Source organism: Muribaculum gordoncarteri (genome assembly GCF_004803695.1).
Classification (GTDB): domain Bacteria; phylum Bacteroidota; class Bacteroidia; order Bacteroidales; family Muribaculaceae; genus Muribaculum; species Muribaculum gordoncarteri.
In genome coordinates, this window is the sequence record NZ_CP039393.1 from 2,532,209 (window position 1) to 2,546,638 (window position 14,430).

10 protein-coding genes are annotated in these 14,430 nt (G+C 53.3%); 6 read left to right on the forward strand and 4 right to left on the reverse strand.

Annotation, left to right across the window (positions count from 1 at the left end; translation table 11 throughout):
• The first annotated feature begins 147 nt into the window (after positions 1–147).
• The gene (locus E7746_RS11195) at positions 148–585 is read left to right on the forward strand and encodes a BF3164 family lipoprotein (protein ID WP_168184373.1); all 438 of its coding nucleotides are present in this window, start codon (positions 148–150) and stop codon (positions 583–585) included.
• Between the two features lie 60 nt (positions 586–645).
• Here the strand turns inward: E7746_RS11195 and E7746_RS11200 are convergent, their stop codons facing one another.
• Positions 646–1,164, reverse strand: a complete 519-nt coding sequence (locus E7746_RS11200) for a hypothetical protein (RefSeq protein ID WP_136410842.1) — start codon at positions 1,162–1,164, stop codon at positions 646–648.
• Positions 1,165–1,406: 242 nt separating this feature from the next.
• On the opposite strand from E7746_RS11200, the gene E7746_RS11205 reads away from it, so the two are divergent.
• A complete protein-coding gene (locus E7746_RS11205) occupies positions 1,407–3,797 on the forward strand; it encodes a glycoside hydrolase family 2 TIM barrel-domain containing protein (RefSeq protein WP_136410843.1) in 2,391 nt (796 codons plus the stop codon).
• A gap of 89 nt (positions 3,798–3,886) precedes the next feature.
• Here the strand turns inward: E7746_RS11205 and asnA are convergent, their stop codons facing one another.
• Entirely contained in the window at positions 3,887–4,921 is a 1,035-nt protein-coding gene (asnA, locus tag E7746_RS11210) for an aspartate--ammonia ligase (protein WP_136410844.1), read from the reverse strand.
• 225 nt (positions 4,922–5,146) lie between these two features.
• Between asnA and E7746_RS11215 the strand changes: the two genes are divergently transcribed.
• The 4 genes from E7746_RS11215 (at position 5,147) to E7746_RS11230 (ending at position 13,761) form a co-directional block, all read left to right on the forward strand.
• Positions 5,147–6,637, forward strand: coding sequence for a DUF3943 domain-containing protein (locus tag E7746_RS11215; RefSeq protein WP_136410845.1), 1,491 nt, complete (start codon positions 5,147–5,149; stop codon positions 6,635–6,637).
• A 126-nt stretch (positions 6,638–6,763) separates the two neighbouring features.
• Entirely contained in the window at positions 6,764–9,736 is a 2,973-nt protein-coding gene (locus E7746_RS11220; protein ID WP_136410846.1) for a tetratricopeptide repeat protein, read from the forward strand.
• Positions 9,737–9,753: 17 nt separating this feature from the next.
• Complete coding sequence (locus E7746_RS11225) at positions 9,754–11,490, forward strand: hypothetical protein (RefSeq protein ID WP_136410847.1); 1,737 nt, start codon at positions 9,754–9,756, stop codon at positions 11,488–11,490.
• 255 nt (positions 11,491–11,745) lie between these two features.
• Positions 11,746–13,761: an alpha amylase C-terminal domain-containing protein gene (locus E7746_RS11230; protein WP_136410848.1), complete on the forward strand. Its 2,016-nt coding sequence runs from the start codon at positions 11,746–11,748 to the stop codon at positions 13,759–13,761.
• Positions 13,762–13,833: 72 nt separating this feature from the next.
• Here the strand turns inward: E7746_RS11230 and E7746_RS11235 are convergent, their stop codons facing one another.
• Positions 13,834–14,118, reverse strand: coding sequence for a hypothetical protein (locus E7746_RS11235; protein WP_135946702.1), 285 nt, complete (start codon positions 14,116–14,118; stop codon positions 13,834–13,836).
• Positions 14,119–14,129: 11 nt separating this feature from the next.
• Positions 14,130–14,426, reverse strand: coding sequence for a hypothetical protein (locus E7746_RS11240; RefSeq protein WP_123395560.1), 297 nt, complete (start codon positions 14,424–14,426; stop codon positions 14,130–14,132).
• Positions 14,427–14,430: the final 4 nt, after the last annotated feature.

Below are 14,430 nucleotides of genomic sequence, written 5' to 3' on the forward strand. Positions count from 1 at the left end.
GCGTCCCTACTTCTTTCATCAACAACAAATTCAATAATTATCAGCGCCTTAACAATTATTAACTACAAATTGCCGTTATAACTATAAGCTGTAGGTTATATTTGCAATATCAAACTTTTTGCAATATGGATGCCAAATACAGGGGAGATGGCTTATTCGCACAAGCATCGCCGCTTGGCTTTTGCCTACCGGCTGCATCCGGCAATCGAGATATTTCGATTGGATGGTTCCGTATTCACAAACGTCGAAGTTGCCAAGCCAACATTCGACCCCGCTACACTTGATGAAGCCGACTTCGAGGATATGAATCCATTACACTTCGTTGACATTACCACGACCGATGATTACATCTATGCCCTATATTGGGGACATATCTATCGCCAACACCAAGCACAAGTTGCAAAATCGACAATTTACAAAATCGATTGGGACGGCAATATTATCGCCCTATACCAGGTAAACTCAGCGCTGAAAAGCATTGCAGCTTACAATGACAACATTTTGATTGGATGGACCGGCAACAATTTCATCAAAATCCCCGCCGGTAGGGACGCGATATATCGCGTCCGCATCGAAAAAGGGTAATGTTTTGCGGATACATAACCCGCAAGCAATATTTTGCGTCCGTATCGACAATGGTAATGTTTATTTGCGGGCGCGATGTATCGCGTCACGGCGTTTGCGATGCCGGAGTAGCTTGTCGAGCGTGCTGCGCCCGGGTTGTGTCGGAACATTCGATGACGGGACATTCGATGTCGGGACATTCGATGTCGGAGCATTCGATGACGGAAAGGGATGCTGCTCGCATGCGGAATCAACAGGCTGCGATGTCGACTGCGTAACCTTCGGCGCTTCAATCTTTGACGGCGATGCCTTCGTCGCGGATTTTGTGCTGCGTGATGGAGCTGCCTTGCGTTCACGGGCGAGGCGGCGCAATTCACGTGCGCGATAACGGCGGCGGATTGTGGGCATAATAAGCATAAATATTGCGCGTGGCACTCCCTCCGAAACCTCAATTACTGTCAAATCACGCTGATAGGCCTCTATTGCAGCGCATATCTCGTCACGATAGTGCTTTGGCAAGCGATCGACTGCATCCTTCCACTCCTGATCAAACTTTAATCCCTTACCTCTGCGGCCTTGTGTTTTCGTTGTATTTTCCATAATCTTGTTTTTTTGGCAAATATAATACTCCGAAATCCCGAATTTCACCCCATAATGTCGCGAAGCGCCAATTTTTTGTATCTTTGAATACTTCTTAGATACTTACGCTCGGCAATGCTCAAATTATTCGTATCTTTGACTGTAGTCTTAGATACTCTCGCTCGGCAATGCTCAAATAATTTTGGCATTGCACTCGACTTATTCGTATCTTTGCAAAAATCCAATACACAAAACCAATCGTTATGCTTAAATCACTTTCAATTTTTATTGTAGCACTGTTTATGGCTATGGCTGTCAGCAGCGCAACTCCTCGTCGTCAGCTAATCGACGACAATTGGCAATTCAAACTGCTGTCACCCGACTCAACCGCCGGCAATGCCGATGCCTGGACTAATGTCGACCTGCCTCACGACTGGAGCATCACACGCGACTTCAAAGCCGATTACCCATCGGGCAACGATGGCGGTTACGTTATCACAGGCCGCGGCCTATATCGCAAAAACCTCAACATTCCCGCAGCCGATGCCGGCAAGCGTCACTACCTCTATCTTGAAGGCGCCTATATGGATGCCAAAGTAACGGTCAACGGCGACAGCGTGGGCCGACGCCCCTACGGTTACTCATCGGTAATATATGAAATAACGCCGCAACTTCACCCCGGCGACAATCTCATCGAGGTCGATGTCGACAACTCCCGCCAGAAAAACTGCCGCTGGTTCTCAGGCTCGGGAATCTACCGTCACGTGTGGCTGTTCACCACCCCCGAAGTCAACATAAAGCCCTGGAGCCTGTATGTCACCACTCCAAAGGTATCGGCAGCTTCGGCCAATGCCAATGTCACATTTGACATCGACAACGCATCCGACAAAGCCTGCACAATCACTCCTTCAATCACCATAACCGACTCCGAAGGCAAGGTCGTGGCAACCCGCACGGGAAAACCCGTAACCGCATCGGCCCGTCAAGTAACGCCATGCACAATGGAGCTCACAATCGACAATCCGGCACTATGGTCGCCCGACACCCCTGCGCTCTACAACCTCACGGTGTCACTTGCCGCCGACGGCAATGTAATCGACTCGGTTGACGAGCACTTCGGAGTCCGTACATTTGAATATTCGGCCGATAAAGGCTTAACCCTCAACGGCAAGCCTATAGTGCTCAACGGCGGATGCGCCCATCATGACAACGGAGTGCTCGGAGCAAACAGCTACGATGCCGCCGAAGCCCGCAAGGTGTCGCTTATGAAGCAGGCCGGATTCAATGCAGTGCGCACAAGCCACAACCCGCCCTCGCCGGCATTCCTTGACGAGTGCGACCGACAGGGATTGATCGTAATTGACGAATCGTTTGACGGATGGCGCGACAGCAAGACACCCTACGACTATTCGCGCGACATAGACCAATGGTGGGACAAGGACATTGAATCGATGGTGCTGCGCGACCGCAATCATCCCTCGATATTCTGCTGGAGCATAGGCAATGAGGTCATCGAGCGCAAGCGCATCGAGGTTGTCACCACCGCCCATAAGCTTGCTTCGCTGTGTCGCAAGCTCGATCCCACCCGCCCCGTCACCTCGGCTCTCGCAGCATGGGATTCCGACTGGGAAATCTACGACCCGCTTGCTGCCGAGCATGACATTGTAGGCTACAACTACATGATTCACAAAGCCGAGAGCGACCATCAGCGCGTTCCCGAGCGCGTTATGTGGCAAACCGAAAGCTATCCGCGTGACGCGTTTGCCAATTGGTGCAAAGTCAACGACAACCCCTACATCATAGGCGACTTCGTGTGGACCGCCATAGACTACCTCGGAGAGTCGGGCATAGGCCGATTCTACTACAAGGGAGAAAGCGAAGGCGAGCACTACCACCGCAACCAATGGCCTTGGCACGGAGCCTATTGCGGCGACATTGACCTCACCGGATGGCGCAAACCCATATCGCACTACCGCGAAATGCTCTACAATCCCGACAAGAAGCTCTACATGGCCGTGCGCGAGCCCGACGGCTACTATGGCGAAATCAAGGAAACACAGTGGAGCGCCTATCCCACATGGGAGTCATGGAACTGGCCCGGACACGAAGGCAAGCAGATCGATGTGGAAATCGTGTCACACTATCCCCGCGTGCGACTTTATCTCGACGACAAGCTTATAGGCGAGCGCAATGTGTCACGCGACACCGGTTTCAAGGCCGTATTCCACATCCCCTACACTCCCGGCAAGCTGCGTGCAACAGGCATCGATACCAACGGCAACGAGGTTGAAGAGGTGACTCTCGCCACAGCCGGAAAGCCAGCCGCAATACGCCTCACTCCCGACCGCACCAATCTGTCGGCCGACAACCAGGATCTCGCCTACATCGTTATTGAAGTCGTCGACAAGGACGGCAACGTAGTTCCCATTGCCGACAACATGATCGAGGTGAGCGTGACAGGCAACGGATCACTCATAGCCACCGGAAGCGCCGACCTGAAGGATGCGTCAAGCTACAAGTCGCCCAAGCGCAAGGCATGGAAAGGCCGCGCCATTGCCGTAGCCAAGTCATCGCACAACAAAGGCACAATAAAAGTGAAAGCAACATCGCCCGGATTGAAGTCACACACCGTCACTCTAAAATCGGTCAAATAACTCGCCGGTCGGTCACACAACAATCGCCCCCGATGACAGCAACTGTCACCGGGGGCGATTACATTTTCTATAACTAACAAATACTCCGTTTATAGCAGATCAATTCCGGCAGCCTTGCATTTGGCAATCTGATCTTCGGGCCAAATCGAAGCCTGAACCTCGCCGATGTGGGCCTTCTGCAACAGGAACATGCACAGACGGCTCTGTCCGATACCGCCGCCTATCGACAATGGCAACTCGCCGGCAAGCAACGCCTTATGAAAGTTGAGCGACGCACGCTCGGTGCATCCGCGCTGCTCAAGCTGACGCATAAGCGACTCCGGGTTGACCCTGATGCCCATCGATGAAAGCTCAAATGGAGCATCGAGCACGGTGTTCCAGAAAATAAGGTCACCGTTAAGACCCGAATAACCGTCCTCGTTCTCGGTTATCCAATCATCATAGTCAGGGGCACGGCCGTCATGAGGCTCACCGTTGCTGAGCGGATTTCCTATACCAATAATGAATATGGCGCCATACTTCTTTGCGGCCTTGGCCTCTCGTTCACGAGGTGACAGATCAGGGTACTCCTTCAGCAGCTCCTCGGAGTGAATGAATGTCACCTTCTCGGGCAGCACTGGCGTTATGTGAGGAAATTGCTTGTAAATTCTGCGCTCTATTTCACGCACTACATTGTAAATCTTCTCTACCGTGGCCTTCAGATAGTCGAGATTGCGGTCGGCTGCGGTAATCGTCTTCTCCCAGTCCCACTGGTCAACATAAAGTGAATGCAGGTTGTCAAGCTCCTCAAATGTACGTATTGCGTTCATATCGGTATATAATCCGTAACCGGGAGCAATGTCATAGGCTCCAAGCTTGGCCCTCTTCCACTTGGCAAGCGAGTGCACCACCTCGGCGCGCTTGTTGTCCATCGCCTCGATATTGAACGACACGGCCTTTTCCACACCGTTAAGGTCGTCGTTAAGACCGGTTCCGGCCAACACAAACAACGGAGCGGTTACGCGGCGCAGGTTTAAAGCCGCTGCAAGTTCGGTTTGAAACCCCTCCTTTATTGTCTTGATTGCAATCTCGGTGGTTTCAGGAAGCAACTTCTGCTTGTACTTCTGAGGAATGATAAGTGACATAATACAAAAATCAAAATGTTATAAATTTTATGCAAAGTAAAACAAATATTTCCAATATCACAAATTTTATTGGCATTTTGTTCAAAAATATTTAAATAATCTTTTCAATTTGCTCAATTATTCATTAATTTTTCCGCCATTTTGAAAGGAACTTTACACCCTTTATTTGTTATAATGATGCGATGAATCAATTGAATCACCGTTTACGTTTCAACTAAAAAGTGTATGGCGCGTGTGCTTAAAATACTGATTGCAAGTCTTATCCTGTTCATGACCCATGTGGGAGCATGGGCTCAAATGCCTATAAAATTGCAGGTAGCACCACAGGTCGATCCCGACAGCGTCGACCTCGCCTACTACGGCAAGAAGCATTTCTGGCGCGCCGCAGGCACCGTTGCCGGATTCAACATCGGACTTTGGGCATTTGACCGCTACGTGCAGAACGGTGACTTCGCACGCATATCGCTACACTCCATCAAGGAGAACTTCAAGCACGGCTTCAAGTGGGACAACGACAAGCTGGGCACCAACATGTTTCTGCACCCCTATAACGGCAACCTCTTCTACAATGCCGCACGCTCCAACGGTTACAACTACTGGCAGTCGGGGCTATTTGCAATCGGAGGAAGCGCGATGTGGGAAATGTTTATGGAATGTGAATATCCGTCGACCAACGACATCATAGCGACCCCCATAGGCGGCATGGCGATAGGCGAAGTGTGCTACCGCGCATCCGATGCCGTGCTCGACGACCGCACGACAGGCGGCGAGCGAGTGCGCCGTGAGGTTGCGGCATTCCTGATATCGCCCATGCGCGGACTCACACGCATAATCAACGGTGACGCATGGCGCAAACGCTCCACCACAGGACGCCAGTTTGGAACACCGAGCGTGGCAATGGAATTTTCGGCAGGTATACGCGGACTGGAATTTGAGAACGAGGTCTACGATTCAAGCCTCGGATTCTCGATGCAGTTCAACCTTGAATACGGCGACCGCTTTGAAGTGAAAAGCTCACGTCCCTACGACTATTTTCGCGTGCGCGCCGACATTAACATCGTAAACTCGCAGCCGCTGCTCGGACAGCTCGACATAACCGGACGACTAATAGCCCGCGAACTGCTCGAGAAAGAGCGCAGCCACATGAGCATAGGACTGTACCAGCACTTCGACTACTACGACTCCGACACGATATCGGAAGTTTCGGCAAAGTGCCCCTACAAACTTGGTATTCCGGCAAGCCTCGGGTGCGGAATAATGTTTCGCGACATCGAGCGCAACCGATGGGTATTGGACGCCTATCTGCACTCCAATGCCGTAATACTTGGCTCGGTGTTATCGGATTATTACCAGGTCGACGAACGCAACTACAACCTTGCAAGCGGATTCTCCATAAAGGGAGGAGCCAACATGGTGTTCAACCGCGACAAGTTCTCGGCTTCACTCTCCCACGCCTATTACCGATTGTTCACGTGGAAAGGCTACCACCAATACTCCGACCTCGACAACATCAGCTACAAGGTGCTCGACGCCCAGGGCGACCACTCTGTAGCATCGTTCATCGTCACCGAGGCCCGATGCGATCTCAAGCTATGGCGCAAGCTCTATCTCACACTGTCGTTTACCCACTACATGAGGTCGACCCACTACCGCGACTTCGGCCACATAAAGTCGTCGTCAATGGCCACCCGCCTAATGCTGACCTACAAGCTATAACCGTCCACGGCGTTAACAAATATCGGGGAACGGTGGCTAAGAGCCGGTTCTTATGCAATTTTCGATTGTTGCATAAACAAATTTTTAACTATATTCGCTATCTTTGCATATCAATATGTGTAAAGAATGAAAAGAATGACAATATTGTCGGCAATGGCAGCCACCGTTGTCGGCATGACCGCACAAGTCAATGCGCCCGAAATCGACGGTTATCTGTCGCGCGGCACATTGATGTATCGTGACCAAAACTATCAAGGGGCAATAGACCAGCTCACACAGCTGAAGCGCATGTCGCCCGACTCGCATCAAGCCGAGGAGGCCGACTTCTACATCGCCCTATCACGCCTCTATCGCGGAGAATTGAGTGAAGCCCGACAGCTTCTCGAAGCATTTATCGGCGACTACCCGTCGTCGAGCCACATGCTCACCGCGCTCATGTCGATTGCCGACTGCGACTTCTACGAAAGCGAATACGAGCAGGCTCTTGCACGTTACAATGAAATCCCCGAATCGGCCCTCGATCTCGCCGCCGCCGAGGATTACCGCTACCGCAAAGCCTACAGTCTCATGAAGCTCGACGAATGGGATGCCGCAATGAACCAATTCGCCTCACTGCGCTCGACCAAGCGTTATTCCAACGCCGCACGCTTCTACCAAGGCTACATATACTACGCCCAGGGCGACTACGACAAAGCCAAGGAGCTCCTGTCGAGTGTAAACACCTCAACCGCGCCCGGCAACCGCGCCGACTACTACCTCACCCAGATAGCCTTCACCGAGGGCGACTACGACAAAGCCCTATCGATGGCACGCAAGGCGATGAACACCGTCGCCGAGTTCACCCCCGAGATGCAGCGCATTGCCGGTGAATCGCTCTACAACCTCGGCGATGAGGCCGAAGCCGTGACATATCTTGAAAAATATGTGGCAGCCACCAATGATCCCAAGCCATCGGCACTCTACATTCTCGGAGTGAGCCAATACAAGAGCGGCGACCTCGACGAGGCAGTGTCGACACTCGGCCCCGTCACCGCATGTGACGACGCTATGGGACAGTCGGCTTATCTCTACATAGGACAGGCCTACCTCAAGCAGGGCAATGTCAACTCGGCGCTTCTCGCCCTTGAGAAAGCCTACCGCATGGACTACGACAAGAAGGTGCAGGAAACGGCATTCTACAACTACGCCGTAGCCAAGATGGAAGGCGGACGCACACCATTCGGCAGCTCCGTGACAATGTTTGAGGACTTCCTGCGCCGCTACCCCGACTCGCGTTATGCACCCTCAGTGCAGGAATACCTTGTAACCGGATACATGACCGACAACAACTATGAGAAAGCGCTTGCATCGATCGAGCGCATCAAGCGTCCGTCGTCGGCCATACTTACCGCCAAGCAGCGCGTACTCTACATCCTCGGCTCACGCGACCTCGCCGCCGGCAATGTGTCACAGGCGTTGAAACGCTTCCAGGGAGCTAAGGCGCTCTCAAGCCAGAACAAGGCCATGGCCACCGAGTGTGACCTCTGGATAGGCGACTGCTACTACCGCCAAGGCAAATACACAGAGGCATCAAAGGCCTACTCCGACTATCTCCGATACTCAGGCGCCAACTCAAGCAACCGAATGCTCGCCACCTACGACCTCGGCTACAGCCGATTTGGCGAAAAGCGTTACTCCGAGGCCCGACAGAACTTCGAGAAAGTCGTAAAACAACCCGGCAACCTCGGTCAGGACATCGTGGCCGACTCATATAACCGAATCGGCGACTGCCACTACTACGCATCAGCATTCTCCGAAGCGGCCGCCAACTACGACAAAGCCTATTCACTGAATCCCGAAGCCGGCGACTATGCGCTGTTCCAGAAAGCGATGATGCGCGGCCTGGCACGCGACTACAAGGGCAAGCTCGAGATAATCGACGACATGATGTCGCGCTACCCCACCTCGGGACTTATGCCCTCGGCCCTTCTCGAGAAAGCCGAAAGCTACGTAGCACTCAACCGCGCCGACGATGCCGTCAAGGTCTACCGCGACCTCGTTAAGCGTTATCCCACCACTTCACAGGGACGCAACGGATACCTGCAGCTCGCCATAACCCTGATGAGCCAGGGCAACCGCCGACAGGCCATCGACACCTACAAGGAAGTAATATCATCCTATCCCACAAGCGAGGAGGCCCGCGTGGCATCCGACGACCTCAAGCGCATATATGCCGACGACGGCAACCTCGACGACTACGCCAAGTTCATCGCCTCGGTACCCAACGCTCCCAAGCTCGAAGCTGCCGAGATGGACGAACTCACATTCCGCGCAGCCGAGAAGGCCTATCTTAACGACAACGCCGCCACCTCCAAGCTTCGCGACTACGTTTCACGCTATCCCGGAGGCCAGTACGAGCCTCAGGCGCTGAGCTACCTCGCCACCGCAGCCGTCAATGCAGGCAACGAAGCCGACGCACTGCAGTATGCCACAATGATTACCGAACGCTATCCCGACTCGGAAGCCGCCGAGGATGCACTCGCCATAAAGGGCGAGGCCGAATATGCGGCAGGCAACGGCGAGCAGGCGCTCGCGACATTCCGCAAGCTCGAGTCACGCGCTTCAGCGTCACGCAACATCCACGCCGCACGACTCGGCATAATGCGAGTGTCACGCGACCTCGGAAAATATGACGACGTAGTCGACATGGCCGACCGAATGCTCGCATCGACAGCGATACCCTCGACCCAGAAAAACGAAGTGCGCTACTCACGTGCCTACGCACTCGCCCAGCTCGGCAAAGGCGATGAGGCAGTCAAGGAGTGGCAGCAGCTCGCCGAGGACATGGACGACCTCTACGGAGCCAAATCGGCCTACTATCTCGCCCAATATCACTTCGACAACGGAGCCGAGAAGAAAGCCCGCACCGAAGTCGAGCGACTTGTCGACTCCAACACGCCCCATCAGTACTGGCTCGCCCGAGGATTCATCCTTCTCAGCGACATATATCGCAAGCAAGGCAATCAGTTTGAGGCCGACGAGTACCTCAAGAGCCTCAAGGAGAACTATCCCGGCGAAGAGAGCGACATTTTCATGATGATTGACCAACGACTCAAATAAACCCATCAACGACTACGATGAAACTAAGATATATAACATCATTGGCCGTGGCACTCGCAACGGCCGGTATTGCCGGAGCAGCCGACGACCTTACCAAAGAGATTACCGTCGAAAAGGACATCGTGCCGCAGGAGCGCGAGGCTTCGCGCCTCAACCGCACCCCCTCGCTCTCATTGCCCAAAATCGACATGAAGCGTCTGCGCTGGAGCGACACAGCAGTCCCGGCGCCCGTGACCAACTCCATTTCGCTGCTGCCCCCCGCATCCTACGCATCAACGATGGCTCGTTCGCCCTATCGCGGCTATCTCGACCTCGGATATTTCCCCTCGATGCAGATTGGGGCATCGGCAGGCTACCGGTTCCTCGACACCGAATCGACCATCGTAAACGGATGGCTTCAGTATGACGGCAGTCAGTACAAGCGCGAGAACTCCGAAGCCAACAAGCTCACCTACAAGGATCACTCAGCCGAGTTGGGCCTGGGTGTATCGCACTATGTGGGCGACATAGGCACCTTTGAGGCCAACATAGGCTACGGATTCTCATCCTACAACTACCCCACATTGACAGCCGACGACTTCAACCAGTCGGTCAACCGCTTCAATCTCGGCCTCGGCTGGAGCTCGGCGCTCAGCAACATCGACTACACCATCAAGGCCGGTTTCGGCTACTTCGGATTCTCCAAGGCCTACAGCACCCTCCTCGACAAGGCAGCCAAGGAGATCAACGGCTCGGTCAACGCCGATGTGCGCTACTACTTCTCGCCGAGCAACAGCATCGGCGCCGAACTCGGCGTGACATTTGCAAAGTACTCCGACGGACGCGAAATAGTCCTCACTCCCGCCAATGACGAAAGCCGCGCCACACCCTCCTATCTCAGCGATTTAGTGTCGCGCACTGCCGGAGTGGCATCAATCAAGCCCTACTACATGTATGTGATGGACGCGTTCAGCGCACGCCTCGGTGTCAACGTAAGCCACTCATGGTATGACGGAGGCAAGACCCACGTGTTCCCCGATGTTAAACTGGCCATCACCCCGGCCCGACAGTTCTCCATAGGGTTGCATCTCTACGGAGGCGACAGTCAGCTTAATTCGCTCAGCTCCCTTTTCGCCCACAGCCACTATCTTAACCCGTCGCTCATCTATGCCCCCTCCTGGCAGAAGTGGTTTGGCGATGTCAATGTAGTGATCGGGCCCTTCTCGGGAGCCACCATCGAGCTTTGGGGCGGAATGGGCAAGGCCGGTAACTGGGCGATGCCCTCACTCATAGGCACCGACGAGGCATTACGCGGAGCCTATTACGGAATGGACTTCAAGAGCACCCACTACGGCATGGCATTCAGCTACAAGTACCGCGACATGGCGTCGCTGCGACTGAGCTACGAAGGTGCTCCGCAGGGCATCGACAAAGGCTACACGATGTGGAGCGACCGCGCAAAGAGCGTGTTCAACGCTCAGCTCACAGTGTCGCCCATAAGCGCACTCGACATCAGCCTCGGCTATGAGCTGCGCAGCGGTCGTGCAATATATGAAGTGGGATTCGACAGCGATGACATATTCCAGGGCACCTACTACACCCTCCACACCATAGGCAACGTAAACTCGCTGAACCTCGGAGCCACCTACCGCATCACGCCTCAGTTTAACGTGTGGGCCAATGTCGAAAACCTCCTCAACAGCAAGTGGGAGGCAGTCTATGGCATCCCCGCCAAGGGCGTAACCGGCCTCGTCGGCATCGGCTACAAGTTTTGATTATCCGATATTGACGCCCTGAGTCGCGATGCGATTTCAGGCATGCGAATAGGGAGCATACATCGCGTATGCTCCCTATTTGCGTTTACAAATCGGCTGAAAAAACCGACCGTTTCAGCCATTAACGGATATTCAGGCAGAGGCTTAGAATTAAAAATTCAAAAATATTGTAGCCGTTCTTAGTGTTTTCTTATTGTTTTTTGTTAGATTTGTAATTGAGTAGCAATAACCAAATTCAAATACAAATACCTAACTATGGCAACTCTATCCATAATCAAGAACGACCCTTGGCTTGAGCCCTATGCCGACGCTATCGAAGGCAGGCATCAGGACGCAATAAACAAGGAAAAGGAACTAATTGCCGCCGATGGCTCGCTCAAGGCATTTGCCAACGCCTACAACTATTTCGGACTTCACCGCACCCCCACCGGATGGGTGTTCCGCGAATGGGCTCCTAACGCAACCGGCATAACCCTCATCGGCGACTTTTCCAAATGGAAGGAATATGTGAAATACGCACTTAAACCCATCGGCAACGGTGTATGGGAAATAAAGCTGAAACCCGAAGCTCTGCATCACGGACAGCTCTACAAGATGCTCGTACACTGGGAAGGCGGAATGGGTGAACGCATCCCGGCCTATGCCACACGCGTGGTGCAGGACGAGCAATCCAAGATTTTCTCGGCACAGGTGTGGGCTCCCGAGAAGCCTTTCAAGTGGAAAGTGCGTCGCTTCGTGCCCGACACCCGTCCGCTGCTTATCTACGAATGTCACATCGGTATGGCGCAGGAGCGCGAAGGCGTGGGCACCTACACCGAATTCAAGGACAAGGTGCTGCCCCGCATCGTAGCCGACGGCTACAACGCTATCCAGATAATGGCCATCCAGGAGCACCCCTACTACGGCTCATTCGGCTACCACGTGTCGAGCTTCTACGCTCCGTCGAGCCGATTCGGCACTCCCGAGGAGCTGAAGGAGCTTATCGATGCCGCCCATGAGCATGGTATAGCCGTGATAATGGACATCGTGCACTCCCACGCAGTAAAGAACGAAGTTGAAGGGCTCGGCCGTCTTGACGGAAGCTACAACCAGTACTTCTACGGCGACGACCGCCGCGAGCATCCCGCATGGGACTCACTCTGCTTCGACTACGGCAAGAACCAGGTGCTGCACTTCCTGCTCTCCAACTGTAAATACTGGCTCGATGAATTCCACTTCGACGGATTCCGATTTGACGGCGTGACATCGATGCTCTACTACAACCACGGACTCGGACAGGCTTTCGGATCCTACGGCGACTACTACAACGGCGGTCAGGACACCAACGCCATCACCTACCTCACCCTTGCCAACAAGCTCATCCACGAGGTCAACCGCAAGGCGATAACCATAGCCGAGGAGATGAGCGGTATGCCGGGACTGGCTACTCCGTTCAAGGCCGGAGGCATCGGATTTGACTACCGCATGGCAATGGGCATCCCCGACTACTGGATCAAGATGCTCAAGGAGAAGAAGGACGAGGACTGGCATCCGACATCAATATTCTGGGAACTCACCAACCGTCGCGCCGACGAAAAGACCATCAGCTACGTGGAGAGCCACGACCAGGCACTCGTGGGCGACAAGACCGTCATATTCCGCCTTATCGACGACCAGATGTACTGGCACATGATGAAGGGCGACGACAACGCAGCCGTAAACCGTGGCATCGCAATGCACAAGATGATACGACTCGTGACACTCGCCACCATCAACGGAGGCTATCTCAACTTCATGGGCAATGAGTTCGGTCACCCCGAATGGATCGACTTCCCGCGCGAAGGCAACGGCTGGAGCTACAAGTATGCACGCCGCCAGTGGGACCTTGTCGACCGCGAGGAGCTGCGTTACGGCGAACTGAATGCATTTGACAACGCCATGATAGAGCTTGTAAGCGACATCTACGACTTCCAGGCCCTGCCCGTCGAGAAGCTGTGGGACAAGGACGACGATCAGGTACTCGCATTCAAGCGCGGCGACCTCGTGTTTGTATTCAACTGGGCACCGTTCAAGTCCTATACCGACTACGGATTCCTCGCTCCCGAAGGCGAGTATGAGGTAGTGCTGTCGAGCGACAACAAGAAGTTTGGCGGATTCGGCAACATCGACGAAGGCATCAGGCACTTCACCCAGCACGACGAGCTGTATGCCGACGACCACAAGGGTTGGCTTAAGCTATATCTGCCGGCTCGCACCTGCCAGGTACTCCGCTACCGCCACAACAACAAGTAGCGCGCCACAGCGTGCAAGGAACAATACGAGCAGGGCGATGACTTAAAGGTCATCGCCCTGCCGCTGTTTTCATCATGCTAAAAAGCTCTGAAAATAATATTGCAGGAACAGAAGCAGGAGTCCGGCAAAAATCCAGGTGCCAATTGAGAGCCAAAACATTTTGGTGCAATCCTGCTTGAAACTGTACCAGGATATATAGATTGTAATTCCCGTAAACAAGGCATAGGCAATCCACATCATCGTGATGTAATTGAAGTGACCTGCACGCCGGAAAAAGCGGGCAAAAAGAATCAGGAATGCCACAATCCAGCAGAATACTTTAAGCGTCTTGGGATGAGGATATACGGGGCGTTTCATTGTCATTCTAATTAATACTTTATTTTTGACACAAACCATGAATCATAATCGAGGTTCAGATAAATCAGAGCCAATATAACTCCTGCCACAAAGCATATTCCCATTATCAATAGCGAGAATTGCATGCATCCTTGCTTAAATCCGTACCACACATTATAGATTACCACGCCAACCGATAGAGCATAAGCAATCCATATCCAACCAAAAGGAGTGGAAGTCAGTCCGTAACTTATGGCGATGAGAAGTGTAATCGCCAACCAACAGACAATCTTAAACAGTCCTACGTGGGGCAATACGGGGCGTTTCATTGTC

Bases quoted from the DNA above. Each gene is read 5' to 3' on its own strand.
- E7746_RS11195 (WP_168184373.1), top strand. From the start codon at position 148: ATGGCTTATTCGCACAAGCATCGCCGCTTGGCTTTTGCCTACCGGCTG.
- E7746_RS11200 (WP_136410842.1), bottom strand. From the start codon at position 1,164: ATGGAAAATACAACGAAAACACAAGGCCGCAGAGGTAAGGGATTAAAG.
- E7746_RS11205 (WP_136410843.1), top strand. From the start codon at position 1,407: ATGCTTAAATCACTTTCAATTTTTATTGTAGCACTGTTTATGGCTATG.
- asnA (WP_136410844.1), bottom strand. From the start codon at position 4,921: ATGTCACTTATCATTCCTCAGAAGTACAAGCAGAAGTTGCTTCCTGAA.
- E7746_RS11215 (WP_136410845.1), top strand. From the start codon at position 5,147: ATGGCGCGTGTGCTTAAAATACTGATTGCAAGTCTTATCCTGTTCATG.
- E7746_RS11220 (WP_136410846.1), top strand. From the start codon at position 6,764: ATGAAAAGAATGACAATATTGTCGGCAATGGCAGCCACCGTTGTCGGC.
- E7746_RS11225 (WP_136410847.1), top strand. From the start codon at position 9,754: ATGAAACTAAGATATATAACATCATTGGCCGTGGCACTCGCAACGGCC.
- E7746_RS11230 (WP_136410848.1), top strand. From the start codon at position 11,746: ATGGCAACTCTATCCATAATCAAGAACGACCCTTGGCTTGAGCCCTAT.
- E7746_RS11235 (WP_135946702.1), bottom strand. From the start codon at position 14,118: ATGAAACGCCCCGTATATCCTCATCCCAAGACGCTTAAAGTATTCTGC.
- E7746_RS11240 (WP_123395560.1), bottom strand. From the start codon at position 14,426: ATGAAACGCCCCGTATTGCCCCACGTAGGACTGTTTAAGATTGTCTGT.